Source organism: Acinetobacter sp. ANC_7634 (genome assembly GCF_056779875.1).
Genome location: NZ_JBWYIT010000013.1, coordinates 44,392 through 71,355, shown reverse-complemented (window position 1 = coordinate 71,355; position 26,964 = coordinate 44,392). Strand labels below are relative to the sequence as shown.

Annotated in this window: 26 protein-coding genes; 14 read left to right on the top strand and 12 right to left on the bottom strand. The window is 39.3% G+C overall.

Annotation, left to right across the window (positions count from 1 at the left end):
- The 3 genes from AC1M9A_RS12895 to rimI form a co-directional block, all read left to right on the top strand.
- Nucleotides 1-91 (top strand): EF-Tu C-terminal domain-related protein (locus AC1M9A_RS12895; RefSeq protein ID WP_019509660.1); only part of this gene is annotated, 91 nt, incomplete at its 5' end.
- 208 nt (nucleotides 92-299) lie between these two features.
- Complete coding sequence (locus AC1M9A_RS12890) at nucleotides 300-1,181, top strand: metal-dependent hydrolase (protein ID WP_035267371.1); 882 nt, start codon at nucleotides 300-302, stop codon at nucleotides 1,179-1,181.
- Between the two features lie 104 nt (nucleotides 1,182-1,285).
- Complete coding sequence (gene rimI, locus AC1M9A_RS12885; protein ID WP_481591951.1) at nucleotides 1,286-1,744, top strand: ribosomal protein S18-alanine N-acetyltransferase; 459 nt, start codon at nucleotides 1,286-1,288, stop codon at nucleotides 1,742-1,744.
- A gap of 14 nt (nucleotides 1,745-1,758) precedes the next feature.
- On the opposite strand, the gene AC1M9A_RS12880 is transcribed toward rimI, so the two are convergent.
- The 3 genes from AC1M9A_RS12880 to trxB form a co-directional block, all read right to left on the bottom strand.
- A complete protein-coding gene (locus AC1M9A_RS12880; protein WP_481610353.1) occupies nucleotides 1,759-2,574 on the bottom strand; it encodes an arginyltransferase in 816 nt (271 codons plus the stop codon).
- A 17-nt stretch (nucleotides 2,575-2,591) separates the two neighbouring features.
- Nucleotides 2,592-3,323 carry a leucyl/phenylalanyl-tRNA--protein transferase gene (gene aat / locus AC1M9A_RS12875; RefSeq protein WP_155756972.1) on the bottom strand — a complete coding sequence of 244 codons (732 nt, stop codon included), beginning with the start codon at nucleotides 3,321-3,323 and terminating at the stop codon, nucleotides 2,592-2,594.
- A 115-nt stretch (nucleotides 3,324-3,438) separates the two neighbouring features.
- The gene (gene trxB, locus AC1M9A_RS12870; protein WP_035267378.1) at nucleotides 3,439-4,386 is read right to left on the bottom strand and encodes a thioredoxin-disulfide reductase; all 948 of its coding nucleotides are present in this window, start codon (nucleotides 4,384-4,386) and stop codon (nucleotides 3,439-3,441) included.
- A gap of 261 nt (nucleotides 4,387-4,647) precedes the next feature.
- Here trxB and AC1M9A_RS12865 point away from each other — a divergent pair, with 261 nt between their 5' ends.
- Nucleotides 4,648-7,800 carry a DNA translocase FtsK 4TM domain-containing protein gene (locus AC1M9A_RS12865; RefSeq protein WP_481610352.1) on the top strand — a complete coding sequence of 1,051 codons (3,153 nt, stop codon included), beginning with the start codon at nucleotides 4,648-4,650 and terminating at the stop codon, nucleotides 7,798-7,800.
- Nucleotides 7,801-7,845: 45 nt separating this feature from the next.
- Here AC1M9A_RS12865 and AC1M9A_RS12860 read toward each other — a convergent pair whose 3' ends face one another.
- The gene (locus AC1M9A_RS12860; protein WP_481591896.1) at nucleotides 7,846-8,943 is read right to left on the bottom strand and encodes a helix-turn-helix transcriptional regulator; all 1,098 of its coding nucleotides are present in this window, start codon (nucleotides 8,941-8,943) and stop codon (nucleotides 7,846-7,848) included.
- 239 nt (nucleotides 8,944-9,182) lie between these two features.
- Between AC1M9A_RS12860 and AC1M9A_RS12855 the strand changes: the two genes are divergently transcribed.
- Nucleotides 9,183-11,576 (top strand): YadA-like family protein, encoded by a 2,394-nt coding sequence (locus tag AC1M9A_RS12855; protein ID WP_051586569.1) that lies wholly within the window; start codon nucleotides 9,183-9,185, stop codon nucleotides 11,574-11,576.
- A gap of 112 nt (nucleotides 11,577-11,688) precedes the next feature.
- Here AC1M9A_RS12855 and AC1M9A_RS12850 read toward each other — a convergent pair whose 3' ends face one another.
- The 6 genes from AC1M9A_RS12850 to AC1M9A_RS12825 all read right to left on the bottom strand — a co-directional run bounded on the left by AC1M9A_RS12850 (nucleotide 11,689) and on the right by AC1M9A_RS12825 (nucleotide 16,146).
- The gene (locus AC1M9A_RS12850) at nucleotides 11,689-11,976 is read right to left on the bottom strand and encodes a PA4642 family protein (RefSeq protein ID WP_481587883.1); all 288 of its coding nucleotides are present in this window, start codon (nucleotides 11,974-11,976) and stop codon (nucleotides 11,689-11,691) included.
- Nucleotides 11,977-12,164: 188 nt separating this feature from the next.
- Entirely contained in the window at nucleotides 12,165-12,437 is a 273-nt protein-coding gene (gene minE, locus AC1M9A_RS12845; protein ID WP_035267388.1) for a cell division topological specificity factor MinE, read from the bottom strand.
- 2 nt (nucleotides 12,438-12,439) lie between these two features.
- A complete protein-coding gene (gene minD / locus AC1M9A_RS12840) occupies nucleotides 12,440-13,252 on the bottom strand; it encodes a septum site-determining protein MinD (RefSeq protein WP_035267390.1) in 813 nt (270 codons plus the stop codon).
- Between the two features lie 61 nt (nucleotides 13,253-13,313).
- Entirely contained in the window at nucleotides 13,314-14,027 is a 714-nt protein-coding gene (minC, locus tag AC1M9A_RS12835; RefSeq protein ID WP_180000266.1) for a septum site-determining protein MinC, read from the bottom strand.
- A 116-nt stretch (nucleotides 14,028-14,143) separates the two neighbouring features.
- On the bottom strand, nucleotides 14,144-15,193 hold the full coding sequence (locus AC1M9A_RS12830) for a preprotein translocase subunit SecA (RefSeq protein WP_481597971.1): 1,050 nt from the start codon (nucleotides 15,191-15,193) through the stop codon (nucleotides 14,144-14,146).
- Between the two features lie 23 nt (nucleotides 15,194-15,216).
- Nucleotides 15,217-16,146: an acyltransferase gene (locus tag AC1M9A_RS12825; protein WP_481589486.1), complete on the bottom strand. Its 930-nt coding sequence runs from the start codon at nucleotides 16,144-16,146 to the stop codon at nucleotides 15,217-15,219.
- Between the two features lie 244 nt (nucleotides 16,147-16,390).
- Here AC1M9A_RS12825 and AC1M9A_RS12820 point away from each other — a divergent pair, with 244 nt between their 5' ends.
- The 8 genes from AC1M9A_RS12820 to AC1M9A_RS12785 all read left to right on the top strand — a co-directional run bounded on the left by AC1M9A_RS12820 (nucleotide 16,391) and on the right by AC1M9A_RS12785 (nucleotide 24,781).
- Nucleotides 16,391-17,044, top strand: a complete 654-nt coding sequence (locus AC1M9A_RS12820; protein WP_092768184.1) for a YiaD family glycine zipper/OmpA-like lipoprotein — start codon at nucleotides 16,391-16,393, stop codon at nucleotides 17,042-17,044.
- Between the two features lie 139 nt (nucleotides 17,045-17,183).
- On the top strand, nucleotides 17,184-19,223 hold the full coding sequence (locus AC1M9A_RS12815) for a UvrD-helicase domain-containing protein (RefSeq protein ID WP_481610351.1): 2,040 nt from the start codon (nucleotides 17,184-17,186) through the stop codon (nucleotides 19,221-19,223).
- Between the two features lie 24 nt (nucleotides 19,224-19,247).
- Nucleotides 19,248-19,700, top strand: a complete 453-nt coding sequence (dut, locus tag AC1M9A_RS12810; RefSeq protein ID WP_035267418.1) for a dUTP diphosphatase — start codon at nucleotides 19,248-19,250, stop codon at nucleotides 19,698-19,700.
- Nucleotides 19,701-19,895: 195 nt separating this feature from the next.
- Nucleotides 19,896-21,320: a phosphomannomutase/phosphoglucomutase gene (locus tag AC1M9A_RS12805; protein WP_481609229.1), complete on the top strand. Its 1,425-nt coding sequence runs from the start codon at nucleotides 19,896-19,898 to the stop codon at nucleotides 21,318-21,320.
- A 22-nt stretch (nucleotides 21,321-21,342) separates the two neighbouring features.
- Nucleotides 21,343-22,248, top strand: a complete 906-nt coding sequence (gene argB, locus AC1M9A_RS12800) for an acetylglutamate kinase (RefSeq protein ID WP_481587878.1) — start codon at nucleotides 21,343-21,345, stop codon at nucleotides 22,246-22,248.
- A gap of 172 nt (nucleotides 22,249-22,420) precedes the next feature.
- Nucleotides 22,421-23,269: a class II glutamine amidotransferase gene (locus AC1M9A_RS12795; RefSeq protein ID WP_035267429.1), complete on the top strand. Its 849-nt coding sequence runs from the start codon at nucleotides 22,421-22,423 to the stop codon at nucleotides 23,267-23,269.
- 109 nt (nucleotides 23,270-23,378) lie between these two features.
- Nucleotides 23,379-24,461 carry a hypothetical protein gene (locus AC1M9A_RS12790; RefSeq protein ID WP_481596562.1) on the top strand — a complete coding sequence of 361 codons (1,083 nt, stop codon included), beginning with the start codon at nucleotides 23,379-23,381 and terminating at the stop codon, nucleotides 24,459-24,461.
- Entirely contained in the window at nucleotides 24,458-24,781 is a 324-nt protein-coding gene (locus AC1M9A_RS12785; protein WP_092768198.1) for an RnfH family protein, read from the top strand. Before AC1M9A_RS12790 ends, AC1M9A_RS12785 begins: the two co-directional genes overlap by 4 nt.
- A gap of 45 nt (nucleotides 24,782-24,826) precedes the next feature.
- Here AC1M9A_RS12785 and AC1M9A_RS12780 read toward each other — a convergent pair whose 3' ends face one another.
- The gene (locus AC1M9A_RS12780; RefSeq protein WP_092768200.1) at nucleotides 24,827-25,225 is read right to left on the bottom strand and encodes an outer membrane protein assembly factor BamE; all 399 of its coding nucleotides are present in this window, start codon (nucleotides 25,223-25,225) and stop codon (nucleotides 24,827-24,829) included.
- 112 nt (nucleotides 25,226-25,337) lie between these two features.
- On the opposite strand from AC1M9A_RS12780, the gene fur reads away from it, so the two are divergent.
- Nucleotides 25,338-25,775 (top strand): ferric iron uptake transcriptional regulator, encoded by a 438-nt coding sequence (gene fur / locus AC1M9A_RS12775; protein ID WP_481610350.1) that lies wholly within the window; start codon nucleotides 25,338-25,340, stop codon nucleotides 25,773-25,775.
- A gap of 55 nt (nucleotides 25,776-25,830) precedes the next feature.
- Here fur and AC1M9A_RS12770 read toward each other — a convergent pair whose 3' ends face one another.
- Entirely contained in the window at nucleotides 25,831-26,955 is a 1,125-nt protein-coding gene (locus tag AC1M9A_RS12770; RefSeq protein ID WP_481587875.1) for a PilT/PilU family type 4a pilus ATPase, read from the bottom strand.
- Nucleotides 26,956-26,964 lie beyond the last annotated feature (9 nt).

Sequence of the window (26,964 nt, the reverse complement as noted above, 5' to 3'; positions counted from 1 at the left end):
CCCAATCGCAATGGACCCAGGTCTACGTTTTGCGATCCGTGAAGGTGGTCGTACAGTTGGTGCTGGTGTTGTTGCTAAAGTAACTGCATAAGTATTGATTGTGTGAAAGAAACGCCCCTTTGGGGCGTTTTTTTTATGGAATCTATAAAATTGTTAGACAATAAGAGTTGTAAGCTGTCCTTAACTGATAATGATGTGACCTATAAGGCATTTATCATAAAAATAATAAATCACTAAGATGAAGTAATGAAAAGAATCATAAAACTAGATTTGGATAGATCCCGAATAGGAGTCCAGCAATGAATGCTAAAGTAAATATTACAAATCGTGCCGGTGCATCATTTCCAGTACGTCGTATGCAATTTGATTTTGATCACGTACCAGAATATTGGATGAATGGTTCAGCAGGATTAACTCATTTCATGACAGCGTTATCTGCATTATTTCCTGCAGGTGAAAAATTCTTTATCGATTCAGTGCGTGCAGTTCGCCAACATCCAGCCATTAAAGATAATGAAGATCTCCAAAAAGAGATTTCAGCATTTATTGGTCAGGAAGCAATGCATACACATGAGCATGCTGGCTTTAATGCATCAGCACAAAAATTTGGTCATGATGTTGCTGCACTTGAAAAAGCCACAGATACGGTCATTCAAACTTTTCGTAAGTCAGCTAGCACCGTTATGAAACCATTTGGTATTTCACAAGAAATGATCGATCTGATGGGAACGACTGCGCTAGAACATTTTACAGCAACCATTGCCTCAGAATTATTGCGTAACGAACATATTCAAGCATTAATGACTGATGAAACAATGGCGACGATGTGGGCTTGGCATGCCATTGAAGAAAATGAGCATAAGGCTGTCGCATATGATGTATTTGAAGGTGTGTTCGGTAAAGGAATCAAATCTTATCTTGCTCGAACATCTTCTTTAGTGGCAGCAATGGTTGTGCTATTCATGGTGCAGACTTATTTTGTAGCGCGTTTATTGAAAGACGATAAACAGTTAAATATTGCATCTTTGAAAGATATTTATACCTATGGATATAGTCCATCTAAAGGCATTATTTCTGGTATGGGTAAGGAAATGTTGGCTTATTTTAAACCAGGCTTCCATCCGAATGATTTGGATACCGTGGGTTTATTGGCAACATGGAAAGCAAAACTCGGTTTTTAAGTATTTACTTTTGTGCATTCGGGCAGCGTAAGCTGCCTTTTTTTATTTCATTTATTTTCGAACTTTCTATAATGTACTAACTTAAAAAATGCAATGTAATGATTATGATTCGACCGATGCTGACATCAGATGTTGAGGTGGTATATGAAATTGAAAGTTTGGGGCAGACGCATCCTTGGACAAAAAAACAATTTTCAGAAGCGGTTGATTCATATCAATCCACAGTGATTGAATACCAGAATCGTGTTGTTGGTTTCTGTATTTTACAGCCTGTATTGGATGAAGCAAATTTGCTGTTGATGGCAGTTCATCCGAAAATGCGTGGAAAAGGGTTGGGATATCAATTGCTTGAAGCTTCAATGGCTCAACTCAATAATGATCCCGTACAAATCTTTTTAGAGGTCCGAGAAAGTAATAAGGCTGCGATTGCACTATATGAGAAATCCGGATTTCATCAAATTGATATGCGTAAAAACTATTATCCAACATTAGATGGTGGAAAAGAGCATGCCATCATTATGGTAAAGGCATGCAGTGATAATTTTGCAGATTTATTCAAGTGACAAAATTCAATACCCTACTTTACAATAAAGTTATTCCATTCAGAGGGAAGTGTCGTCATCAGCATATGACCTAATTGATCGATTTCTTCGTTGCTGAGCATTTTATTAACACGTCGCCATTGACCATCCAGTAATAATTCAAAAGGCGCATATTGGGACTTATAGTTCATTTTGAATGAATGGGGTACCCAATATCCTAAATATACAAACTCTTGATTGTGCTGCTTTACATATTCAATTTGCTTAAGGACTGCAAAAACACCTAAAGAACGTTTGGATTCATCTGGATCAAAAAATGTATAGACGGCGGATACTCCATCATCTAATACATCGCAGGTTGAGACACAAATGAGTCGATTATCTTTCCAAAGTTCTATAAAGAAACTATTGCTACAACTGTGAATCAAAAACTTCTCGAATTGATCATAGCTAGGGGGGAACATATCTCCATCTGAATGACGCTCATTGATGTAACGTTCATAGAGTTGATAGTGTAAATCAGTAGCATCTTGAGTTTGGGTTATTCTAACTTCTAAGTCTTGATTACGTTTCCAAGCTTTCTTTTGTTGACTGTTCATTTTAAAATCATAAACAGGTACACGACATGAAAGGCATTGTCGACACAAATGACATTCAGGTCGATAGACAAAATCTCCGCTTCTTCGAAATCCTACACGAGACAATTCTGATAAAGTTACAACGTCGATTTTATGAGCAGGATCTAAAAAGACCATCCGTGCTGATTTCTCGGGAAGATAACTGCAGTCATGCGGTGGTGTAATGTAATACTGCAATTCATTTAATAGGGACTGGGGTTGATAAGAATTCATGTTGTCCCTCCTATTTCTCAATCCATGAGTTGTTGATCAAATGCTATTGTTTTACTTGAAAATACACCGTCTTTATACTTTTGCCAATCAATCTGAGGTTGTTTTATCACATCTTGTAACGAATTAAGGTAGTCTTGGCGAGAAATTGTGCATGCACCTAAGCTCATGAGATGATCATTCACCAATTGACAGTCAACCCAGGGTGCCTGGTTTTCAAGGCTGATCAACATGAGGGTATAAAAAGCCATTTTTGAAACATCAGTCTCTCGACTAAACATGGATTCACCAAAAATACCCTGACCTATAGAGACACCATACAGCCCGCCGACAATCGAATTTTCTCTGCGTACTTCGACACTATATGCATAGCCTGACTCAAATAATGAACAGTAACCCTGAATGATATCTTCATTAATCCATGTTTCATTGGCATAACTTCGTGGTAATGAGCAAGAACGTATCACATGTTCAAAATCACGGTTAATGGTAATCGTATAATCATGTTTTTTCATGTTACGAATGAGTGATTTACTTGGATGGTATGACGAAGGGTAGATAATGCAGCGAGGTTCTGGACTCCACCAGCAGATCGGCTCACCTTCGGAAAACCAAGGAAATAAACCATGTGTATAAGCTTCAAATAATGTAGAAGGGGAGAGGTCAGCACCTATACAGATTAGTCCTTGACCTTCGGGATCGGATTCAATTGGATTAGGGAAAATAAATTCAGAAGGAGGGAGCATAGGGATTAAGTTCTAAAAATAATAATGAAAAACCGAAGATAAAAATGTTTAAAATGATTATGCCAAGTTGAAAGAATAAAAAAACCACCCGAAGGTGGTTTTTTGGGTTTTTAAATAAATATTAGTTGTCTAAATATTTCTCAGCGTCTAAAGCAGCCATACAACCTGAACCTGCTGATGTAATTGCTTGGCGGTAGATATTGTCTGCAACATCACCTGCAGCAAATACGCCTTCAACAGAAGTCGCAGTTGCATTACCACGTGTACCACTTTGAACTTGGATATAACCATCACGTAGTTCAAGCTGACCTTCAAACATTGCAGTATTAGGTTTGTGACCTATAGCGACGAACAATCCAGTCACTTCAACGTTTTGTGTTGTAGTATCAGTTGTAGATTTCAAACGAACACTAGTAACGCCATCTTGAGGGTTACCAAGTACTTCTTCAACTTCATGGTTCCAGATGATGCTGATTTTGCCTTCTTTCTCTTTTGCAAAAAGATGATCTTGAAGGATTTTTTCAGAACGTAATTTATCGCGACGATGTACAAGTGTTACATGTGAAGCAATGTTTGATAAATAAAGCGCTTCTTCAACCGCAGTGTTACCACCACCGACAACCATGACTTTTTGATTTTTATAGAAGAAACCATCACAAGTTGCACACGCACTCACACCTTGACCCATATAAGCAGCTTCGGATTCTAATCCTAAGTATTGAGCCGTAGCGCCTGTTGCAATGATCAAAGCATCACACGTGTATTCTTCCATATCACCTTTTAAAACGAATGGACGTACATTTAAGTCAACTTCGTTAATGTGATCGTAAACCAATTCAGTACCAAAACGTTCTGCGTGAGCTTGCATACGCTCCATTAAAGCAGGACCTGTTAAGCCTTCAGGATCACCTGGCCAGTTATCAACTTCTGTAGTTGTGGTGAGCTGACCACCCAATTGCATACCAGCGATCAAAGTTGGTTTTAAATTTGCTCGTGCAGCATATACAGCTGCGCTATAACCTGCAGGACCAGAACCTAAAATAATCAATCTTGAGTGACGAGCGCTCATGTATAAGCATCCTTTTAATTTGATATATCGATTTACTGAAAATTATACGTGAAACTTCACCACAGTTGTGTGGAATGAATGTGGATTATATTGATCAACTAAATCGAATTGAGCTATATAGTTAAAAGTGTTAACAAGGAAACCTTAGAAAGCTGCACCTTTTTTTAATGAACAGGTGCATAATAGTAAGTTTTCTATAATGAAGAAATTGTTCCATTTCAACATTAGAACATTAATGAATAATCGTTTACAGGACAGTATATGACTGCGGTGTCGAGTGTATATGCACAGCGCTTAGTTTTAACATTCTTCTTAATATCATTTGGTATTTATCTGTTTTTAGCAACAGTGACTTATACGCCATTTGATCCGGGTTGGATGCATATTTCGAGTGATACTCAACAAGTTTCAAATGCAAGTGGTGTCGCAGGTGCTTGGATTGCAGATCTCTTATTTGGATTTCTGGGCTGGGCAAGTTTACTGATCCCAATTTATTTATTCATTGAAGCGATTCAAGTGTGGTGGCCAAGAAGTTTTTTGAGTCGTCCATTTCGTTTTGCTGCTCAATTTTTCATTCTACTTACCGTCGCGAGTTTGTTTTATTTACTTTGGTCAGTGCCTGCAGATACGCTTGCTAACGCTTCAGGTGGAATCATTGGTTACGAATTGGGTGAGAGTTTAAAACAGCTTTTGACGATTTATGGCGCCGTTTTTTTTCTGATCGTACTTAGCATCGTTCTAATCACACTGGCTTTTGGTATTCAGTGGAACAAGACATGGTCTACTTTGAAGGCGACACCCGCTTATTTGCAAGATTTATTCTATAAAAATGTACCTGAGACTGAATCAGCTTATGATTTGACGACTCAGCCAAAAGCGAAAAAAGAAATTGAACCTCCTGTAAAAGATTCAGCTCCAGTCCCTCATCAAGCTGAGCTCAATGATGTCAGTCATTTAGAAGAAATAGATCAATTACAAGCGCGTCATGAACGTACTGCTGAAAAACTATTTGAAGATATGCGTTTCCAAGAGTCTCAACAAAATCATCGTTTTGATGAAGATGATGAGGCAGAGCTCGAGCGTACCATCGCGAAAGCGCATGAGTTAGAACGTGAGAGTCAACGTATTGTTCCAACGGGTGAAGTTTGGAAAGCCTTGCATAGCGATGAAGATCATAAAAGAGAAATTGATGAGCTTTTGCGCGCAGCAGAGGAGGATCAGCTTGATCAACGTACTTCAGAAATTAATGATTTAAGTAAAAACGTTCGAGTAGAGCAGCGCTCAATTGTTCAAGATACTGCTTTGGACTGGAATGATGATCAAATCTTTGATGAATTGCTTGAAGTTGTTCCACAAGGACAGCACGCCAAAGATATTCATACTCCTTTTCATCATCAAACAAATCCTTCAGGTCAATCTGCTGATGATCAAAATACAGCATCCCTAATCCAAAATACCTCAGCTATTGGTGCAAGTGCTGTATACGCAAGTCAATCGAGCGCAGCGGCGGAAGCGATCACTAAAGCAGATCTGTTAGCTTCTGAGCTTGATGGTCTTGCATCACTTGCGGATGAAGCAGAAGCTTTGTCTAATCCAGAGGTCAAGCGTCCAAATTTGGTAACGCCAAATATTAAATTTATGACTTCACCTAAGTCAGATACAGTCGCTGAATATGAATCAGAGCAAGGTATTATTGCTCCATCACCACAAAATATGGTTGAGCAAGAGGGATCATTAATTCCTGTTGCTAAAGTGAGTGATGAGGAAAAACAACGTATATCTTCAGATAAGGATGCTTTTAGAGAAGCTTGGCAAGAAACGGTAGGTAAGCCCGAAGTTGAAGAGGATGAGTTTGATTTCGATGCGCCATTAACAGATGCTGCCGGTCGTCCAATGTCTCGTGCAATGCAAGTTGCAAAGCGCCGTAAAGATTTATCACCACTTCCTGGTTTGGATTTACTTGATGAAGTAGACCCAAACAAAAAAGTAAACTTCACTGCAGAGCAATTATCAAGATTATCAGAACTGTTAGAAATTAAATTACAAGAGTTTAATGTCAAAGCGAAAGTGATTGAAGCTCAACCGGGTCCTGTCGTGACCAGATTTGAATTGGATCTTGCGCCTGGTGTGAAAGCCTCGAAAGTAACTAATATTTCTCGTGACTTAGCACGATCAATGTCGATGGCATCAGTACGTGTTGTTGAGGTGATCCCTGGAAAACCTTACATTGGCATTGAAGTTCCGAATAGTACACGTGAGATGGTGCGCCTGATTGAATTGGTACAAATTCCAAAATTTAAGGATCCAGATGGAATCTTATCCATGGCCATGGGTAAAGACATTTCTGGTAACCCAGTCATTACTGAGTTGGGCAAGGCACCACATATGTTGGTTGCGGGTACCACAGGTTCAGGTAAATCTGTTGCTGTAAACTCGATGATTCTATCGATGCTTTTAAAATATACGCCAGATCAATTGCGCCTTATTTTGATTGATCCTAAACAACTTGAATTGGCGAACTATAACGATATTCCGCATTTACTCACGCCTGTTGTGACTGACATGAAAGATGCAGTCAGTGCTTTAAATTGGTGTGTGAATGAGATGGAGCGTCGTTATAAGCTGATGTCGTTCTTAAAAATACGTAAATTGAGTGACTATAACCGTAAAGTTGAAGAAGCAATTGCCAATGGTGAAGATCTATTTGATCCAACTTGGAAAGCCAGTGAGTCAGTTGCTGGAGAACGTGCACCTAGACTTACACCATTGCCTTCGATTGTGATTGTTGCAGATGAATTCGCAGATATGATCATGCAGGTGGGTAAGAAAGCGGAAGAAATGATCACTCGTTTAGCTCAAAAATCACGTGCTGCTGGCATTCATTTATTACTTGCGACACAGCGTCCATCCGTCGATGTAATCACGGGCTTAATTAAGGCGAATATACCGACGCGTGTTGCGCTACGTGTAAACTCTAAAATTGACTCGCGTACGATTTTGGATGCGGGTGGTGCAGAAGATTTGCTTGGACATGGTGATATGCTGTTCTTAGGACCAGGTAAAATTGAGCCTGAGCGTGTGCATGGTGCATTTATTGCCGATGACGAAGTGAACCGTATTTGTGATGCATGGCGTGAGCGTGGTGCACCAAACTATGTGGATGAAATTCTCACCCCATTTGATGAAGAGCCAGCATCACGTGGCTTTGAGGATGGTGATGGTGCTTCTGACCGTGACGCACTTTATGATCAATGTGTTGCTTTTGTTTTAGAAACCCGCAAAGCATCCACTTCATCTTTACAGCGTAAGTTTAGTCTGGGTTATAATCGTGCCGCACGTATTATTGACCAAATGGAAGAAAACGGTATCGTGAGTGCAATGGGCGCAAATGGTAAACGTGAAATTTTAGTTTAACTAAGACTGACTCAGAAAAAGCAACCATAGGTTGCTTTTTTTTATTTAACTCAAAAAAGTGTTGTTTTTGGGGGTAGTCCATTGGCTGGCAAATGTGATCAGTTCACTCACAGAGTGAACATTCAAGCTTTGATAAACTGACTTGACACAATCTTTAAATACCGCAGGGCTAATGGATAATTTTTGTAAAATTTCACTTTTATTCATGCCTGTAATTAACGAAAAAGCCACTTGGCATTCTCGGGGGGATAGATCAAGTGCTTCTAGTTTTTTTAAAATAATGAGGGAGCGTGGTAATGAGCGCTTTAAGTATAAGGCGATATTTGTATCGGTTGTATTTTGACTACTTAACCATTCAGCACGAAGGGTTAATATTCCATTAGGAATGGTCAAACTAAGCTTGGGGATTTGTTGCCCATATTTAAGCTCATTGATGACTTGATAGCATGATTTTGGCAACGCTTTATATGGTTCCCAAAATTCATAATGTATCGGGAAGAGATTCAGTAAATCCTTTGCAGCATCAGTCATCATGACTAAATCATTTTGAGAATTCACGATTAACAAGGCTTGATCTGATTCAATTACATCGTCGCCATCCTCCATTTGATTGTTAAGCGCATATTCGATATAGACACCAGCTTGTTCTAATAAACGATGATCTTGTAATTGGAAGGGGTGTGACATACGCCTATAGAGGGTAATACCTCCTGCAGGAATATGATTGCGTTCTAATCTTAAATCTAGTGTATGGTGAAGACCGCTTTGGCGCACAATCATCTGGTAGGTTAAGCTATGAAAATACGGATCATCTGGGCGTAAAAGATTTCCGACTTTGGGTAACATAGGGCAGTTGAGCCAGCGGATATGGCTTTCGGTTTTTAAGTTTAAGAATAATTCAGTATTTTCTTGCACATACCTCATCGACCGAGGGTTAAGATTTTTGTAATACAGTATATAAGGTTCACCATTTGGATAGGTCAGTGCCATACCGTAGGCATCATGTGGAATCAAAAAATTCAAATAGTCAAAAATACTGGGCGCAATGGTAAGGAGCGGAAGTTGAGTACAGCAAAGATTTCTCAGGCGATGGAGGGTGCCGAGCCTTGTTCGATCACTTTTACGAAAACTTATTGAATTCATCTTCGATTGAACTGTTTTGATTATAACAAATTCAAATTATAGATTTTTTTAAAAAAATTGAGATAAAAAAGTAAATATTAATCATTTTTTCACAAAAATATTTTTTTCATCCCCCCTTAAAGGGGGGCTTCTAGATTATCAGCTTTATGGTTTGATTTTCCTCATTATAAAAGGTCTTTCTTGCAAACTATGGAAAACCTGCAAGTGACATGACCATGTCAAAAACTAAGGGGAATTACATGAACCATATATACCGAGTTATCCGTAATCGTAATGGAAAATTAGTCGTAACAGGGGAACTTGGACGTACACGTTTTACACAATCTTTAAAAAATATTGGAATAACGACAGGTTATCTGATTTTAATTGGGGCATTAACCGCAATGACGAGTCAGGTGCAAGCTGATGAATGTGAGGGTTCAACAGGCACAGCGACGAATTCAGACACTACATCTTTCATCTGTGGTGAAAATAACTCAGTGGTTGCACCGAACAGTGTGGTTATGGGACAAAGCAATAACGTCAATATTGGGATGAATCATACTGTTTTTGGTTTGAATAATACGGTGACACCAAACGCTGTAACGACAACGCAAAATAATGTGGTCATTGGAAATCAAAACACAACGCATCATACAAGTAATATTGCCATTGGTAATAATCAAGTGGTTAAGGGGGAAGGGAGTATTGCGATCGGTAGTTCAAATACTGCTGAAGGGGGTATCTCTATAGGTATTTCAAATTTAAACTCGTCTGTAAAATCTGTTGTTGTTGGTATGAATAATATTCACGACGTCAACACTAATGGCTCGATGATTTTTGGTGGATTTAATGAGGTTGGTGCGACGAGTTCTCATATATTTGCCTCCAACAGTAATGTGCAAGGTCACACTAATGTGGCTGTCGGTGGTTCTATTATTATTCGACCAGGACCAAATTATACATCCGTAAGAGAGTCAGTCGCGATTGGTGAGCTGAGTCAGGTTTATGCGAGCAACTCTGTTGCTTTAGGTAGTGCATCGGTTGCAGATCGAGAGAATGTTATTTCAGTCGGTAGTGATCAATTAAAACGCCGAATCATGAACTTAGCATGGGGATTAGATACTCATGATGCTATTAATGTTGATCAATTGACAGCCAGTTTACAAAGAATTCTGGGTACTGGGGTGACTATGTTTCAGGGGAGTGTGATGCCCCTTTCATTTGAAATGCAAGGCTCTACATACCAAAACGTAAATCAAACAATTAGAGGGATTGATATTGAATTTACAGCGTTAAAAGACCGAGTGTCTGCACTCGAAAATAATGGTGTTGGTGGTGAAACAGGTACAGGTACCACTGGACCAGCTGGACCAAGTGCGTACGAGGTTGCTGTGAGTAATGGATTTGAGGGCTCTGAAACAGATTGGCTTACATCATTAAAAGGTGAAAAAGGCGATAAGGGAGATAAAGGTGATCAAGGTCCACAAGGATTGAAAGGTGACAAAGGGGATCAAGGTATACCAGGTACAAGCGGTGGACCTAGTGGCGGTGTAGGACCACAAGGTGATAGTGCTTACCAAGTGGCGGTGAATAATGGATTTGTAGGAACAGAGCAAGATTGGCTGACGTCACTCAAAGGAGATAAAGGTGACCAAGGTCCTCAAGGATTGAAAGGTGATAAGGGAGATCAAGGTGATCAAGGACTTCAAGGCTTAAAAGGCGACAAGGGCGATAAAGGTGATCAAGGACTTCAAGGCTTAAAAGGTGACAAAGGTGATCAAGGATTTAGTGCTTTTGAGATTGCTGTACAAAATGGCTTTAATGGCACCGAACAACAGTGGCTAACGTCTTTGGCTAGTGGTGGAACTGTCGCAATATCTGTTGGAACAAATCCTAGTGAAAATGCAATATTACCAAATGCAACAGGTGAAGATGCTCTTGCAATCGGAAGTTCATCAGTAGCATCGGGTCGTGAGAGTATTGTCATTGGGGCTGAATCACAAGTCGCTGGTGAACATGCAACAGCTTTAGGAAATCACAATACGGTTACGGGTGAAAATACGCATTCAGTTGGTAATTTCAACAATATTTCAGGAAATAGTACTGTAGCTCTTGGGAATAACATAACGTCTGACGCAAATAATGCTGTTCTTTTAGGAAATGCTTCGTCTACCGATCGGGACAATACGGTTTCAGTGGGTTCCTCTACGCAACAGCGCCAAATTGTTAATGTGGCAGCAGGTACAGCGGATACCGACGCAGTCAATGTAAAACAAATGCGTCAAGCAGATCAGAAAGTTTTGAGCGATGCACAGGAATATACGAATATACGAACCAATGAAATATTGAATCAGGCCAATGAGTATACTAGTCGACGTGTAAATGCTTTAGAACAGAGTTTTGCCGATGAACGACGTGACACTCGAGCAGCTATTGCAGCATCTTTGGCTGTCGCTTCATTACCCCAGCCAACTTATGCTGGTGCAAGTATGTTCAGTGCAGCTGCTGGTACATGGGATGGTGAGCAAGGTATTGCCATTGGATTTAGTGGGGTTTCTGAAACGAATCGCTTTGTCTATAAAGCATCTGGAACCGCAAGTTCACAAGGTGATGTTGGTGGTGCTATTGCATTGGGTTGGCAATGGAAATAATCTAAGTTTCACCCAAACGTAAAAGTAACCTTAATACGAAACTATTTTTTAACAGGTATAAGATAGATTTAAATCAAAAAAGCCTGCTCAAGCAGGCTTTTTTATCTGTTTTTTAGGCAAATTTTGCTAAAACAGCAAGGAATTCTGCACTTTGGCGTGGGAATTCTGCGATCACATCATGAATACGTTTGCCTTCAGGATTTTGAGCGTTAAGATTACGACCATCTGCTATAAATTTAGTGAGTAAACGCTCATAGTCATTAGCACGCATATGTTTAAAAGCATGATAGAGAACATGAAAATCAGCGTTTACACCTTCAGGAGGTAACTGATTTAAATAGGCAAAAACACGCTCGTCTGACCATTCTTCATTGAACGTGGCTGGCTGTGATAATGCCATCACAATCTCCTTGGTATTTTTAATCAATAAAAAAGGGCAAAATATGAGACTAGATGAGCAAAGCACTGCTTTGTCTAGTCGCAAGACTTGAAGCTCTGCTTCAAGTGGGCGGAATATAGCTAATAGCCTATTTCTGCCACTCTCATATTTTGCCCTGATTCAATTTGCTTGACTAATCAAAAATCAGATTAACGTTCTTCAGGCAAATTGATATTCATTTCTAGCATTTCGATATTTGCTTCTGAGCGAACCGACATTTGTATATGCTGTTCATCTACACCACGCACATAACGATTCACAACTTGCATGATTTCTTTTTTCATTAAATCAATTTTATCTTGGCTTAAACGCTTACCTAGACCATTTTCAGATGCCACGATAACTTTTAAGCGATCTTTAGCTGTTTGTGCACTTGATGGTTTGTCATCACTACTAAAAAGTTTACTCCAGAATCCTGCCATCTTTATGCTCCAAATAAACGTGCTAACCAGCCTTTCGGCTTCACAGAGATGTGACGATATGGACGTTCTTCACCAAGGAAGCGTGCAACAAGATCGTCATAAGCTTGTCCAGCTGCTTCTTCAGTATAAAGAATAACAGGCTTACCTTCATTCGAAGCTTGTAACACGCTTTTACATTCAGGAATTACACCGAGCGTTGGCACGCGAAGGATATCTTTAGAAATATCATCGACTGTTAACATTTCTTGCTTGTCAGCACGTTCAGGGTTGAAGCGTGTGATACAAAGATGCTTACGAATACGACCTTCGTTATTTTCTACTTTCTTCGTTTTACTGTCCAACATACCAATAATACGATCGGAATCTCGGACAGATGAAATTTCAGGGTTCGTTACAATGATTGCTTCATCAGCATGGTACATTGCTAAAATCGCACCACGTTCAATACCTGCAGGAGAGTCACAAATGATGTAGTCGAACTCTTGAGAAAGTTCGTCCATAACACGTGCAACACCTTCATCGGTCAACGCATCTTTATCACGGGTTTGTGATGCAGGTAAAATATATAGATTTTCGATTTCTTTATCGCGAATAAGTGCTTGTTGTAATCTCGCTTCGTTATTTAATACATTCACAAAATCATAAACAACACGACGCTCACAACCCATGATAAGGTCGAGGTTACGTAAACCTACGTCAAAATCGATTACAACAGTTTTGTGGCCACGAAGGGCTAAACCTGTTGCAAAAGATGCACTGGTAGTTGTTTTACCTACGCCACCTTTACCTGATGTTACGACAACAATTTTCGCCACCGAATCCACTCCTGTTATGTTTATCCCCAATACTATAGGGGTTCTCATGTTTAGTTATACATTAAAATTCGAGTGCTTCAAAGACAAGCTCTTGAGCATCATTTAAATAGATATGTACTGACTTTTTTAGCATATGTGGTGGAATATCATCTGCAACACAATATGTTCCTGCGATAGATACTAATTCAGCTTCTAAAACATGACAGAAAATTCGTGCTGCTGTATTGCCACCGGCGCCGGCGATGACTCTACCACGAGCAGAGCCATAAATATGTATATTTCCTGAAGCGATGATTTCAGAGCCACTATTAATTCCAGCAGTTAAAATAATATCGCCGTGATCTTGTACCAGACATTGTCCTGTTCTAAGCACTTCATCGTGATACGAAGTTTTATGTGTAGTTGCAGGAGCTATGTGTGTTGGAGCCTTCTCAGCTTCAGGGGTATTTGCTGGGGCTTCTACCACTTGTTCTTTTGTTGCTTTGATGCGCTGCAAAGGACGATCAGCCGCAAGAACTGGGAATTGGATCGCACGTGCTTCATCACCCATTAAACCATCAACGACAGCCATTGGCTGTAACCCTAAACTGATGACCAATTGAATGAGTCCAATGAGTTCTTGTTCAACGGTTGTGTCTAGAATGACAAGCGCACCTTCATAAGAGGTTTCACTCATCATGGCACTTAATTGTTGGCGGATAACATTATGATCATTGGTGTCAAAGGTAATTCGGGTAAAATTCACCATTCTACCGGTAATCCGAATATCTGCCATATTCATTCCTTGCTTGCTTCGCGCTTTATAATCGAAGTAAAAATTGTTAATTGTGCAAATGCTAGTTCAATTCTCAAGAATTCTCTAGCGGATATATTAAATTAATAGAGAAATGATCATTCCTTGACTTGATTGTTTTTTGATAACTCTATTTGCCATTGTTTTACTGCCACCTGTTTTCTTAAAGACTCAAGACTTTCATAAACGACAGATTCAACGAGTTGTTCTAATGCATGATTATCAATATTGAGCTGGCTAATTTTTTCAGCAATGAGTTGATAATGCGCATTCGGTTTATCAATGGTTCCAGAAATAAAAGGTTCAACTAAACCGTCGGTAATATTTTCACCTAATCGTTGACCAATGTTGTGGATTTGCTGTTCTATACGACCACCCACCAATGGAATCAGCTTTAAGAGCTGTGTTAGTTCTGGTGTGTCTTCAATAGCTTTAATGACAATGTGACCAACGCCTTGCGAGATATTATCTTTTTGAAGTTTTAATTCGGTTGCTAAAGATTCTTGTAAGACTTGCGCTAATGTCGTGGCAAACATATCTCGATGGTGATTCACCAGATCATGAATGATTTTTTTATGGGTCGAGCTAGTGTCTAACTCTTTTTTTACACTATCAATGACAGTAATCACCACACGATCAGAGAGCTCTTCCATGATCACGTTATAGTAAAAATTAAGACGTCTGAACCATTTATTAGGTATGACTTTATAGCCTAGCTCATGCAGTCTATAGGCAATCACTCCGACGCGAATTAAACGTAAAAAGCGAAGGTAAGGGATAATGGCTAATATTTCATACCAATGAATGAAGGGAAAGAAAAACCAACGCTGATGATGTTTATTGACGATTGCAATCAGCCATCTTACAGCGAGTTCAACAATTAAAAATGTGATAAACCAACTTTCAGTAATGATGACCCATGGGTGAAGCTCGGATTTATAAAACTCCAGAATTTGAGGTAATTGAACCGTGTCAAATACCCATGAGCCAAAATTACTCATTAAAAATGCATTGGCACATAGACAAAACAAATTGACTAAAATAATGAGCATCATAAAGATGTCATAAATCAGGAACATCTTCCAAAATAAAGTGTCATGACGCTGCGGACGGAAAGTTTTTCGAGGATTAGTCATGCGATCTGTCATATGCAATACATTCTGAGGACAGCTTAATTTACAGATTCAGCTTGAAGCTGTTGTTTTAACTGTGTAATTAACTGATCTTTTTCTGTCCAAAGCTCATCAACCCATTTTTGGAAACGAGCGCGATAGTCGGCATCATCCTCATAATTGCCGCCATGAACCCAAGCAGGAATTTCAATTTTTCTTAAATTGACGGCAATTTGAGAAACTTCTCCTAACCAAAAATCTCCATAACCTGGCACACCATCTGGATAGACAATGGTCATATCGACTAGCGCATCAATTTCACTTCCTAGAATATTAAGGGCAAGTGCTAAACCACCTGCTTTGGGCCTAAGTAAATTTTTATACGGAGATTTTTGTTGGGCGTGTTTTTCAGGGGTATAGCGTGTACCTTCTAAATAATTTAATAAGGTAAAAGGTTGGCTGAGCAGTTGTTCACACGATTTACGCGCTTCTTCCATATCACGATATTTCAGCGCAGGATTTTTTTCGATTTGCGCTTTGGTATGACGTTTCATCATAGGAAAACCAAGGATCTTGAATGCTTGCCCAACAAAAGGAATAAAAATGAGTTCCCATTTCGTAAAAAAACGTGTGAGCGGCATACGTTTAAGACCAAAATATTGAGTAACAGTTGTATCCACCCAGCTTTGGTGATTACAGGTCATGATGTAACGACCTTGTAGATTGAGATCTAGATCTTCATCAATCGTGATGTGCCATTTAAGCTCAGGGAGAACTTTTTCAATGAGCCAGTTATTCGTACCAATCCAACCATTGGCGATATTGATATTGGTTTCATCGATTTTTGATGATTTTTTTACGAGTTTAGTCAAACCTAATGCAAGAATAGGTGGGCCACGAAAAAATGTACTTCCTGTGATCACAGAACCTACGGTTAAACCCTTAGAAATTTTTTTTAAAATAGGTTGTTTCTGCTTCTCTGCTGCCATTGCACAGTCCTAAAAAGTGATTGCATGTGATTGAAATTTTTAAAACACTATAAATCGAGTCGCTCAAATCACAAAGCCCGTTTTCTTAACTATGTATAAAATATGATGAAGCATTAACGAAAGATGCTACAAAAGATTACATATTGTTAATAAACTGTTTATTATTAACAAAATAGTAATGGTTAAATTGTTTCTAACAAATCATTATTCATCACATACAAAAACATATAAAAGGAGTCATCCCATGCGTGCATTAGCTATTTCAGCTGCAGTGGTTGGGGCAATGGTACTTTCTGGTTGTCAAACAACTGGTAACAATATTGGTGGCGTCGAGTATGACAAAACTGCATTGGGTGCTTTAATTGGTGCAGCAGCTGGTTACGGTGTTTCTAAAGGTAATGCGAACACTAGCCGTCAAAATAACCGTGCAGCAGCGATTGGTGCTGTATTAGGTGGTGCTGCAGGCGTATATCTCGACAATAAAGAGAAAAAATTACGCCAAGCAACTGCTGGTACAGGTATTGATGTAAACCGTAATCCAGATGGCTCTATTAACTTAGTAATGCCAGGTGCTATCACGTTTGATACAAATAAATCAAATATCAAGCCAAACTTCTATGACACTTTAAACCGTGTTGCACAAGTTTTAACTGAAGACAACAAGAGCGGTATCCTTGTAACTGGTTATACTGATAGTTCAGGTAATGATGCGATTAACATCCCATTGTCACAAGCACGTGCTCAATCTGTCGCTAGCTATTTAGCATCTAAGGGTGTTTCTACAGCACGTATTAATGCTCAAGGTTTAGGTTCTTCAAACCCAATTGCTGATAACACAACTGCAGCAGGTAAAGAACAAAACCGTCGTGTAGAGATTGCTGTTTACGCAGTTCAATAATACATGATCTGAAAAAAGCCACCTTCGGGTGGTTTTTTTATGTCTGAAATTTATTCAAATATACCTTCATTAAATTTAACGTTAGTCATATTCGAAGCAGATGACTATAATCGAGCGCTGAAGGAAAAGAGGAAAGAATATGTCATCAGCCAGTCATTTGAACGACAAGCAACTTGAAGCCATGAAATACACTCAAGGACCCTTGTTAGTACTTGCTGGGGCAGGCTCAGGTAAGACCTCTGTAATCACACAGAAAATTGCATATTTAGTCAAAAAATGCGGTATACCAGCACATCGTATTACTGCGATGACTTTTACCAACAAAGCTGCACGAGAGATGAAAGAGCGTGTCGGTAAATTGCTTGGTAAAGAGGATGGAAAGGGTTTATCTGTTTCTACCTTTCACACCTTTGGTTTGAATTTATTAAGACTAGAATTAAAACATACGCCACTTAAAGCAAACTTTTCCATTTTAGATGCTGATGACTGTAAGCGTATTTTAATGGATTTAATGCACCGAGATAATTTGTCTGGTGCAGAAAGTAAAGAGCTGATCGCAAAAGCGATGAAGATGATCTCAGATTGGAAAAACGATCTAATTTTGCCTGAGCAAGCACATACGACTTGTGAAACGGCTGAAGATGTTCAATTTGCGCATCTCTATCAACTTTATGAGCGTAATTTACGTGCCTATAATGCGGTCGATTTTGACGATTTAATCGTAATGCCGACACGCCTTCTTCAAGAAAATGCTGAAGTCCGTGATAAATGGCAAAACCGTGTACGTTATTTATTGGTTGATGAATATCAAGATACCAATACCGCCCAATATATCTTGGTCAAACTGCTTGTTGGTGTCATGGGACAATTTACGGCTGTAGGGGATGATGACCAATCAATTTATGCTTGGCGGGGGGCAAAGCCAGAAAATATGGCCTTATTGAAGGAAGATTTCCCCAATTTAAAAGTCATTAAGCTTGAGCAAAACTATCGTTCAACCAGTCGTATTTTAAAAGCTGCAAACCATGTGATTGAGAATAACCCACATATTTTTGATAAAAAATTGTGGAGTGATAAAGGACATGGTGAGGTGATCCGTATTATTACTTGTCGTAATGATGATGATGAAGCGGAACGTGTTGTTAAAGATTTGCTGACTCATAAATTGATGAATGGCAAAAATTGGAAAGATTACGCCGTGTTATACCGTGGAAACTTCCAAGCACGTGTTTTAGAAACACAACTTCGTCAGATGCAGATTCCTTACAAACTTTCTGGTGGTCAGTCGTTCTTTGGTCGTGCTGAAATCAAGGATATTATGAGCTATCTACGTCTCATTATTAATCCTGAAGATGACAGTGCTTTCTTACGGATTATCAACACACCTAAACGCGCCATAGGACCTGTGACTTTAGAAAAACTAGGTTTATTTGCGCAAGAGAATAATCTTTCTCTACTAGGTGCCGCGAAGGATCAGCGCCTAAGTATGGTATTACCGAAGAAGGCGACATCTCAATTGGCTGAGTTTGCTGATTTTATCGAAGGTTTTACGCGTGAACTGTTAGATGATGATGAACCTGTGCCTAAAGTCCGCCAAATGATGGTTGAGGCAGGATATATCGACTACATCAAAGAAACGGCAGCGACGCCAGCACAAGAAAAAACTAAAATTGACAATATTGAAGTGCTTTATAGCAGTATTCAAAGTTTGATCAATCGTGCTGAAGATGTCGATGAAAAAAATATCGAAAGTGTCATTCGTAAGATGGTGTTGCTGGATATGTTGGAGCAACAGCAAGAAGATGAAGATATCGATAAAGTAAACTTACTGACTTTGCATGCTTCTAAAGGCCTGGAATTCCCATTCGTTTATATTATGGGGCTTGAGGAAGAGTTGCTTCCGCACAAGAATTCAATTGTGGCTGATACCATCGAAGAAGAACGTCGACTGATGTACGTTGGTATTACCCGTGCCAAACAAGGTCTGACTTTGACGCTTGCAGAACAGCGTAAAAATGGCGGTCAGATGAAACAAATGACACCAAGTCGCTTCTTGGATGAATTGCCACAAGATGAAGTCGATTGGCTAGGTCGAAAAAAGAAATTGGCTGAAAATATCGATCCAAAATTACAGGCACAGCATTATCTGCAAAATCTGAAAGCTTTACTCAAACGTTAATTACATTTTAAAACAGGATTGAATATGAAAGTTCAAGTGAAAGTACTCGACCAACGACTTGGTCAAGAATGGCCATTACCTACTTATGCAACAACAGGATCGGCAGGTTTAGATTTACGTGCATGTGTAGATGAAGCGATCACTATTGAGCCTGGTCAGACTGTTTTAGTTAAAACAGGTATGGCAATTTATATCGAAGACCCAAGTTATGCGGGTTTGATTTTGCCTCGTTCTGGCTTAGGTCATAAACACGGGATTGTATTAGGAAATCTCGTCGGTCTAATTGATTCAGATTATCAAGGTGAATTAATGGTTTCAGTTTGGAACCGCAGTCAAAATGCATTTACATTAGAGCCGGGTGAGCGATTGGCTCAATACGTATTGGTTCCTGTTTTACAAGCTGAATTTGATTTAGTTGACGAATTCAAAGCAAGTGAGCGAGGAGCTGGTGGATTCGGACACACTGGAAAACAATAGTATTTTGGATAAAAGCCTGTAAAATCAGGCTTTTATTTATATGTTGCAAAATATTAACAAAGATTATATAAATTGAAATTGGTACACGTTATATAAAGAATAACGATATTTTCTATTACTCAATATATTCAAAATTTATTTGGATCAACTCTCATCACGCTGTTCTGTCTCAGCAGTCAACGGTGTTAATTAAGAATGAATACCCAACCACTTATTTTTCCAAGACAAATTTTCCGCGCTTATGATATTCGCGGAAAAGTCAGTCAATTGGATACAAGAACAATTTATGCGATTGCGCATGGGCTCGCTGCTCAGTATCAATCACGTGGCCAGAAAAGTATTGTGCTAGGTTACGATGCTCGATTGACTGGTCCTACTTTTGCTTGGATTATTGAATCAGTCTTCAAAAACCAAGGGATGAATGTCGAAAACATTGGATGTTGTTCAACCCCACAAATGTATTTTGCTGCTCGACATAAAAATGGAAATGGCATCATGGTGACCGCGAGTCATAATCCTAAACATGATAATGGGATTAAATGGATTATTGAATACGAACCGCCTTGTCCAGACATGATTCAAAATGTTGGGGAATATGCGGAAGGTTTCTATTTTCAACATGATCACTTTCCAACGCCACCTCAACTGACACATCAGATTAAATCAGAGTATTGCTTGGCTTATCAGCATGCTTTGCTCAAGGATATTCAATTAAAGCGTCCACTCAAGGTTGTATTAGATGGTATGCATGGTGCCGCTGGGCGTTGTGCTGATTTAGTACTACAAAAAATGGGATGCGAAGTCATTTCAATACGTTGTTGTGAAAATGGAGAGTTTCCAGATCATCCTCCAGACCCTTCACAAGCGAAGCATTTGACGCAGTTAAAAGAAAAAATTTTGTTGCATCAGGCGGATTTAGGGATTGCTCTCGATGGTGATGGTGATCGTGCCGTCATTCTGGATGAGAATGCTCACATTGTGTCTGCTGATCGCTTGTTGGCATTATTCGCATCATTGTGTTTAACTCAGCATCCACATCATGAAATTGTTTATGACGTAAAATGTTCAACGATGGTGTCAAAAACCATTGAACAATTACAAGGCATCGCAAAAATGATTCGTACTGGCAGCAGTTTCATGCGCCGTTATATTTCCCAATCCAAAGGTCGAGCTGTTTTTGGGGGAGAATATGCGGGTCATTATGTCTTCAATGATGGTCGTGGTTTTGGTTACGATGATGGTATCTATGCAGCATTACGGGTCATGGAGGCATTGAGTCAACTTAATATCACGCTATCTGAATATCTCGCTCAATTCCCAGATCGCTTTGGTACTGAAGATACCTATATTGAAACTCAAGATGCAAATCCGCAAGACGTCCTAGCCTTGATAGAGCAGAATTGTAAAAGTACTGGGGCTAAAATGAGTAAAATCGATGGTATTCGCCTTGATTTTGACTACGGATTTGGCATTATGCGAGCATCAAATACTGGTGAATACTTCACGGTACGGTTTGATGCAGATAGTCCATCAAAACTTTATGAAATTCGCCAGCATTTTGTAAAAATTTTAAATGAAAAATATCCTGTGCTTGCTCAAAGTATTTTGAATGCACACTAATGTAGGAATGAAGGAGAGGCGAATGCCACACCAACAAACTGGCATCGACAAAGCTCAAATTTTGACAGAAGCTTTGCCATACATCCAAAGATTTACAGGTAAAACACTTGTAGTGAAATATGGCGGCAATGCAATGACTGATCCTGCATTAGAAAGTTCGTTTGCCCGTGATATCGTGCTTCTGAAAACAGTTGGTCTTAATCCGGTTGTGGTTCATGGTGGTGGTCCTCAAGTCGATTCATTTTTGAAACAACTTGGGCGTGAATCAGACCGTATTGATGGAATGCGTGTAACTGATCCTGCAACTATGGAAGTTGTAGAAATGGTGTTGGGCGGAAGTGTAAATAAGTCTATTGTGAATTTGATCAATCAACATGGTGGTCGTGCAATTGGATTAACGGGTAAAGACGGTAACTTAATTCGTGCTCAAAAGTTGTTGATGGAAAAAACCCAAGAGGATGGATCTGTTCAACAAATTGATCTTGGGTTAGTGGGTGAAGTGGTCGGTGTAAAAACTGACGTTCTGGAAATGTTCACTCAAAGTGATTTTATTCCAGTGATTGCGCCACTTGGTGTTGATGAGGAAGGTAATACTTACAATATCAATGCAGATTTAGTTGCTGGTAAAGTTGCTGAAGCTTTGGGTGCAGAAAAGTTAATTCTTCTTACGAATATCAGTGGTGTATTGGATGAGAATAAAAACCTACTCACTGGACTAACAACACAAGAAGTCGATCGCTTGATAGATACAGGTGTGATCTACGGCGGTATGATTCCGAAAGTGGGATGTGCGCTTGATGCGGTGAAAGGGGGTGTAGTGAGCGCGCATATTGTGGATGGTCGTGTTCCACATGCGACTTTGTTGGAAATTTTTACGGATCACGGTGTTGGAACATTGATTACCAATCGTTCTAAGTCGGCGCACTAATTCATAATCACATAATAAAAAGTCACTTCGGTGGCTTTTTTTGTTTGATAAGAATAATCGTTTTATGTCCCATATATCCAGCATAAAACATATTCAATTGCTATATTCATATTTGCAAGATCTATAAGGCTGATGCACAATAAAACTGATAATTAAAGCAAAATGAAAGATTATGTGCCAACTACTTGGAATGAATTGTGCCACCCCTACGGATATTACGTTTTCTTTTCGTGGTTTTTCTCAGCGCGCTGGAATAACGTCAGATCACTCAGATGGTTTTGGCATCGCTTTCTTTGAGGATAAGGCATGTCGCTTATTTGTTGATAACCAATCTGCAGTCGAGTCTCCAATTGCAGAATTCGTTCGTAATTACCCGATTAAATCGCGTAATGTCATTGCCCATATTCGTAAAGCAACACAGGGAAAAATTACTTTAGAAAATTCTCATCCATTTATTCGTGAATTGTGGGGGAGACAATGGATTTTCGCGCATAATGGTGATCTGCATAATTTTCATCCAAGGTTGTCGGGACAGTTCACACCAGTAGGTAATACAGATAGTGAGCTTGCATTTTGCTATTTATTAGAACATCTCGTACAAAAGTTTGGTTATGTAGAGCCAAGTGTCCACGATGTATTTCATGCATTAGAAGAAATTTCACCAACAATAGCAGAGCATGGGACATTCAATTTTTGTTTATCAAATGGACAGGCTTTGTATAGTTATGCGACCACAAAATTACACTGGATTGTTCGCGAATATCCATTTCAACCTGCACGATTAATTGATATTGATGTTGAAGTCGATTTTAGTCAGGTCACGACACCTGAAGATCGTGTGGCTGTAATTACGACAGAACCATTAACAGATAATGAAGCTTGGTTTGCATATACGCCCGGCGAAATGATTTTATTTCAGGATGGTAAGCCAACATTACGTACAATAACTCACGTTGAGCGATTGGTCAGAGAAGCCCGTGACCCAAGCTTGAAGCGTGTTACTCGCGCGGATCAATATTAAAAATTTAATTTGAAGTGGCTAAGATCTACACTTACTTTTTTAACGCCAGACTTTGATTTTAATGATTGAGCTAGGCAAAATAGCGTAAAACTTTTTAATGGAATACCTCATGCAGGACACCGCTATGTCACGATGGTTATCGCCGCTGATGGCATTTTGTTTATCATTTATCATTATTGTGGGTCTGGCACCAAGCTTAGGCTTGCAAATTGATCGACAACTCGATTTTTGGTTACTTTGGTTTGCAACGATGTTGTTTTTAGCGTTGCCAATTATTTATTTAGAAATTGGATTGGCGAAACGAGCTCAAACTTCAGCGCTGAACGCATTATCAAAATTGACCCGTGAAGCCGATGCAAACCAACGTTGGAGAGTAGTGGGCTGGCTTGCTGTTATTTTTATTCCATTCTTAGCAGGCGGTATATTACTTAATACTTCTAATGCTGTAGCACAACAAAATGATTTTGGTATTGGTTCAAATATTTTGATGGGTATCGCAGCATTCATTGCATTTGGTTTATCATTTCTTCAACGTTCTGTATTGGTTGTACTTACTGCGATTGCAACGATTGCAAGTTTAATCGCGGCTCAGGTTTTTGGTGTCCAAGTCAATGATTGGCAGCTGACTCCTGTTGAGTTTAAAGAGTGGGGTAATGCAACTATTCTCGCTTTAGTAGCTTCAGGTCTCGGGCTTGGATTATATTGGCAGACAAATCTCAATCAAGAGAAACAAGATGCTGCAACGCCAAAAACTTTACCGATTTGGCTAGCGCAACTGGTGGCTGTGGCTGGATTTGGATATTTTGCAATTAGTGCTGCAATTCCAGCATATATCGTTTTAATCGCGACAATATTTGCAGTAGCTTTACTCCTGCAACTTGGGAAGGAACAACTCGCACATCGTGGATTAGCACAAGCGGTGCAATATTTTTTATTGCTTGCACCACTTTTAATTTGGGTATTCCCTGCAGCCGATCTATTTTTAACTCCGATTTTAATGCTTTGGGGATTAAGCATTTGTTTAATCTATGCAATTTTCGTGGGTTGGATCATGAAAATTAGTCATTTACGTAAAGCGCTGAATTTTAGTAATGAAGCTTTTTATAATATCTGGCGTGTGGCTGTACGTATTGTGACACCTTTAGCAATTGTGGCTGCAATGATTTCTTACTTAGGTCAATTGTTACCATGATCCAAAATGCAAAAGTTTGGGTTGCTTATGCTGCTGTAGACCAGCAGTTTCACATTGAACTTGAATTTGTGGAAGGCATGTCTGTTGCGGATGCTATTACACAAAGTGGTATCGCGTCGTGTACGCAGTTGCCAGACGAGTATGCTGTTGGAATTTTTGGGACGAAAGTACAAGATCAATCGCATGTTCTGCAAGCAGGTGATCGGGTGGAAATCTATCGGGCATTAACGATTAATCCAAAAGATATTCGCCGTAAGCGAGCGGCAGCGAATCCAGTTGGGCGCTATTGTCGTGGCAATCGCTTTAAACAATTGAAATGATATGAAAAACCCCTCTTTGAGGGGTTTTCTTTTATGTCTAATTCTTTATAGTGGTGGCGCGTTCAAAATCGCATCTTTCGAACCTGGTAAACCAGGTTGAGTTTCTGGGATAGTTTCTAAACCTTCGATTTTATTCACGACGCCAGAACCATCGAAATATACTTTTAGATGCTGACCTTGAGTTGCAGGAATATTTGCTTTTTTAGCATATGTACCTGGGGTATAATTGTAGATGTAATCCCAACGTAAAGGATTCAAAGGATCTGAAATGGTTGGGCTACCAAGTAAAAAACGAACTTGTTGGTAAGTCATCCCGACTTGAATTTTTGAAGCTTGCGCTTGGGTTAATGGTGTTCCTTGAGGAATATCAACTTTGTATACACCAAAGACAGAACAACCACCCAGTAAAGAAGCGACGAATAACGTCAGCATGATTTTTTGCATTTTGCTACACTATCCCAAATTAATTATGATGCAATTGATCCAAGGATAGATCATACTGCATCTCAACTCTGTTGCATATTCCAACTTAAAATTTGTTGAGAGACCTTTTTATATGCCTATTTCAAATCAAGATTTACGCAAAGCTGGACTTAAAGTTACCCTTCCACGAATCAAGATTTTGGAATTATTAGAAAATTCAAGACAGCATCATTTGAGCGCGGAAGATATCTATAAGACCTTACTTGAGCAGGGCGAAGATGTCGGTCTAGCAACTGTATATCGTGTGTTAACTCAGTTTGAAGCTGCTGGTATTATCCAACGTCATCATTTCGAGAATAATCACTCTGTATTCGAAATCATGCAAGATGATCACCACGATCATCTGGTCTGCCAGAACTGCAACAAAGTTGTTGAATTCCACAATGATTTGATTGAACAAGAACAACATAATGTTGCTGAACAACTTGGTTTTGTTTTAACAGGTCACTCTTTGAATTTATATGGTTATTGCGATGCGCCTGAATGCCAAGAAGCATACCGTAAAAAATAAATCTTGATTGCATTAAAAAAGGAGCAATGATTGCTCCTTTTTTATTCACTATTGATTAATCATCTTGACCATCAAAAGTGAGGCGGGGGCCAGAATTCAACAGATAGTTTGGATCTTCTTCAGAGAGTTTGATTTGTAAGCGTAAATCGTTGGCAGAGTCAGCATGACGTAATGCTTCGTCATAAGTGATTTTCTCAGCTTTATATAAGTCAAATAGCGCTTGATCAAACGTCTGCATTCCAATTTCACGGGAACGCTTCATGACTTCCTTAATTTCATGAACTTCGCCTTTACGCACTAAGTCTGAAATCAGTGGAGAATTGATTAAGATTTCAATTGCAGGATGACGTGATTTTTTATCAGGAGTCGCAATTAACTGTTGTGCAATGATCGCCTTCAAGTTCAGTGAGAGGTCCATAAACAGTTGGCTGTGACGATCTGTCTCAAAGAAATGAATAATACGATCTAAGGCTTGGTTGGCATTATTGGCATGTAAGGTCGCAAATACTAAATGTCCTGTTTCAGCAAAACTAATCGCATAGTTCATGGTTTCACGTGAGCGAATTTCACCAATAAGAATGACATCAGGTGCTTGGCGGAGTGTGTTTTTCAGTGCAATTTCAAATGAGTCTGTATCAATTCCAACTTCACGTTGAGTTATGATACAGCCTTGATGTTGATGAATAAATTCGATTGGGTCTTCAATGGTAATGATATGACCTTTAGAATTTTGATTACGATGACCGATCATTGCTGCAAGCGAAGTCGATTTACCTGTACCAGTAGCACCTACAAATAAGATGATCCCGCGCTTAGTCATTGCTAGATCTTTAAGGACGGGCGGTAGTTTCAGCTCATCAATACTTGGAATGACAGTTTCAATCCGACGTAAAACCATGCCAGGTTGATCACGTTGCTGAAAAGCACTGACACGAAAACGTGCAGTTTTATCACGATTGGCAATAGCAAAATTACATTCGTGTGTTGCAGCAAATTCAATTCGTTGTCTTTCACTCATAATCGAGTGAATCAATTGACCTATGATTTCACCAGTGAGTTTTGTTTTAACTACAGGCACAATTTCACCATTAATTTTCATTGATGGTTCAATATCTGCACTGATAAATAAATCTGAAGCCTTGCGCGCAATCATCATGTCGAGCAGGTCATTAAAATCCATTTTGATTCC

Coding starts and splice junctions, on each gene's coding strand:
- AC1M9A_RS12890 (WP_035267371.1), top strand. CDS start 300: ATGAATGCTAAAGTAAATATTACAAATCGTGCCGGTGCATCATTTCCA.
- rimI (WP_481591951.1), top strand. CDS start 1,286: ATGATTCGACCGATGCTGACATCAGATGTTGAGGTGGTATATGAAATT.
- AC1M9A_RS12880 (WP_481610353.1), bottom strand. CDS start 2,574: ATGAATTCTTATCAACCCCAGTCCCTATTAAATGAATTGCAGTATTAC.
- trxB (WP_035267378.1), bottom strand. CDS start 4,386: ATGAGCGCTCGTCACTCAAGATTGATTATTTTAGGTTCTGGTCCTGCA.
- AC1M9A_RS12865 (WP_481610352.1), top strand. CDS start 4,648: ATGACTGCGGTGTCGAGTGTATATGCACAGCGCTTAGTTTTAACATTC.
- AC1M9A_RS12860 (WP_481591896.1), bottom strand. CDS start 8,943: ATGAATTCAATAAGTTTTCGTAAAAGTGATCGAACAAGGCTCGGCACC.
- AC1M9A_RS12855 (WP_051586569.1), top strand. CDS start 9,183: ATGAACCATATATACCGAGTTATCCGTAATCGTAATGGAAAATTAGTC.
- AC1M9A_RS12850 (WP_481587883.1), bottom strand. CDS start 11,976: ATGGCATTATCACAGCCAGCCACGTTCAATGAAGAATGGTCAGACGAG.
- minE (WP_035267388.1), bottom strand. CDS start 12,437: ATGGCAGGATTCTGGAGTAAACTTTTTAGTAGTGATGACAAACCATCA.
- minC (WP_180000266.1), bottom strand. CDS start 14,027: ATGGCAGATATTCGGATTACCGGTAGAATGGTGAATTTTACCCGAATT.
- AC1M9A_RS12830 (WP_481597971.1), bottom strand. CDS start 15,193: ATGACAGATCGCATGACTAATCCTCGAAAAACTTTCCGTCCGCAGCGT.
- AC1M9A_RS12825 (WP_481589486.1), bottom strand. CDS start 16,146: ATGGCAGCAGAGAAGCAGAAACAACCTATTTTAAAAAAAATTTCTAAG.
- AC1M9A_RS12820 (WP_092768184.1), top strand. CDS start 16,391: ATGCGTGCATTAGCTATTTCAGCTGCAGTGGTTGGGGCAATGGTACTT.
- AC1M9A_RS12815 (WP_481610351.1), top strand. CDS start 17,184: ATGTCATCAGCCAGTCATTTGAACGACAAGCAACTTGAAGCCATGAAA.
- dut (WP_035267418.1), top strand. CDS start 19,248: ATGAAAGTTCAAGTGAAAGTACTCGACCAACGACTTGGTCAAGAATGG.
- AC1M9A_RS12805 (WP_481609229.1), top strand. CDS start 19,896: ATGAATACCCAACCACTTATTTTTCCAAGACAAATTTTCCGCGCTTAT.
- argB (WP_481587878.1), top strand. CDS start 21,343: ATGCCACACCAACAAACTGGCATCGACAAAGCTCAAATTTTGACAGAA.
- AC1M9A_RS12795 (WP_035267429.1), top strand. CDS start 22,421: ATGTGCCAACTACTTGGAATGAATTGTGCCACCCCTACGGATATTACG.
- AC1M9A_RS12790 (WP_481596562.1), top strand. CDS start 23,379: ATGCAGGACACCGCTATGTCACGATGGTTATCGCCGCTGATGGCATTT.
- AC1M9A_RS12785 (WP_092768198.1), top strand. CDS start 24,458: ATGATCCAAAATGCAAAAGTTTGGGTTGCTTATGCTGCTGTAGACCAG.
- AC1M9A_RS12780 (WP_092768200.1), bottom strand. CDS start 25,225: ATGCAAAAAATCATGCTGACGTTATTCGTCGCTTCTTTACTGGGTGGT.
- fur (WP_481610350.1), top strand. CDS start 25,338: ATGCCTATTTCAAATCAAGATTTACGCAAAGCTGGACTTAAAGTTACC.
- AC1M9A_RS12770 (WP_481587875.1), bottom strand. CDS start 26,955: ATGGATTTTAATGACCTGCTCGACATGATGATTGCGCGCAAGGCTTCA.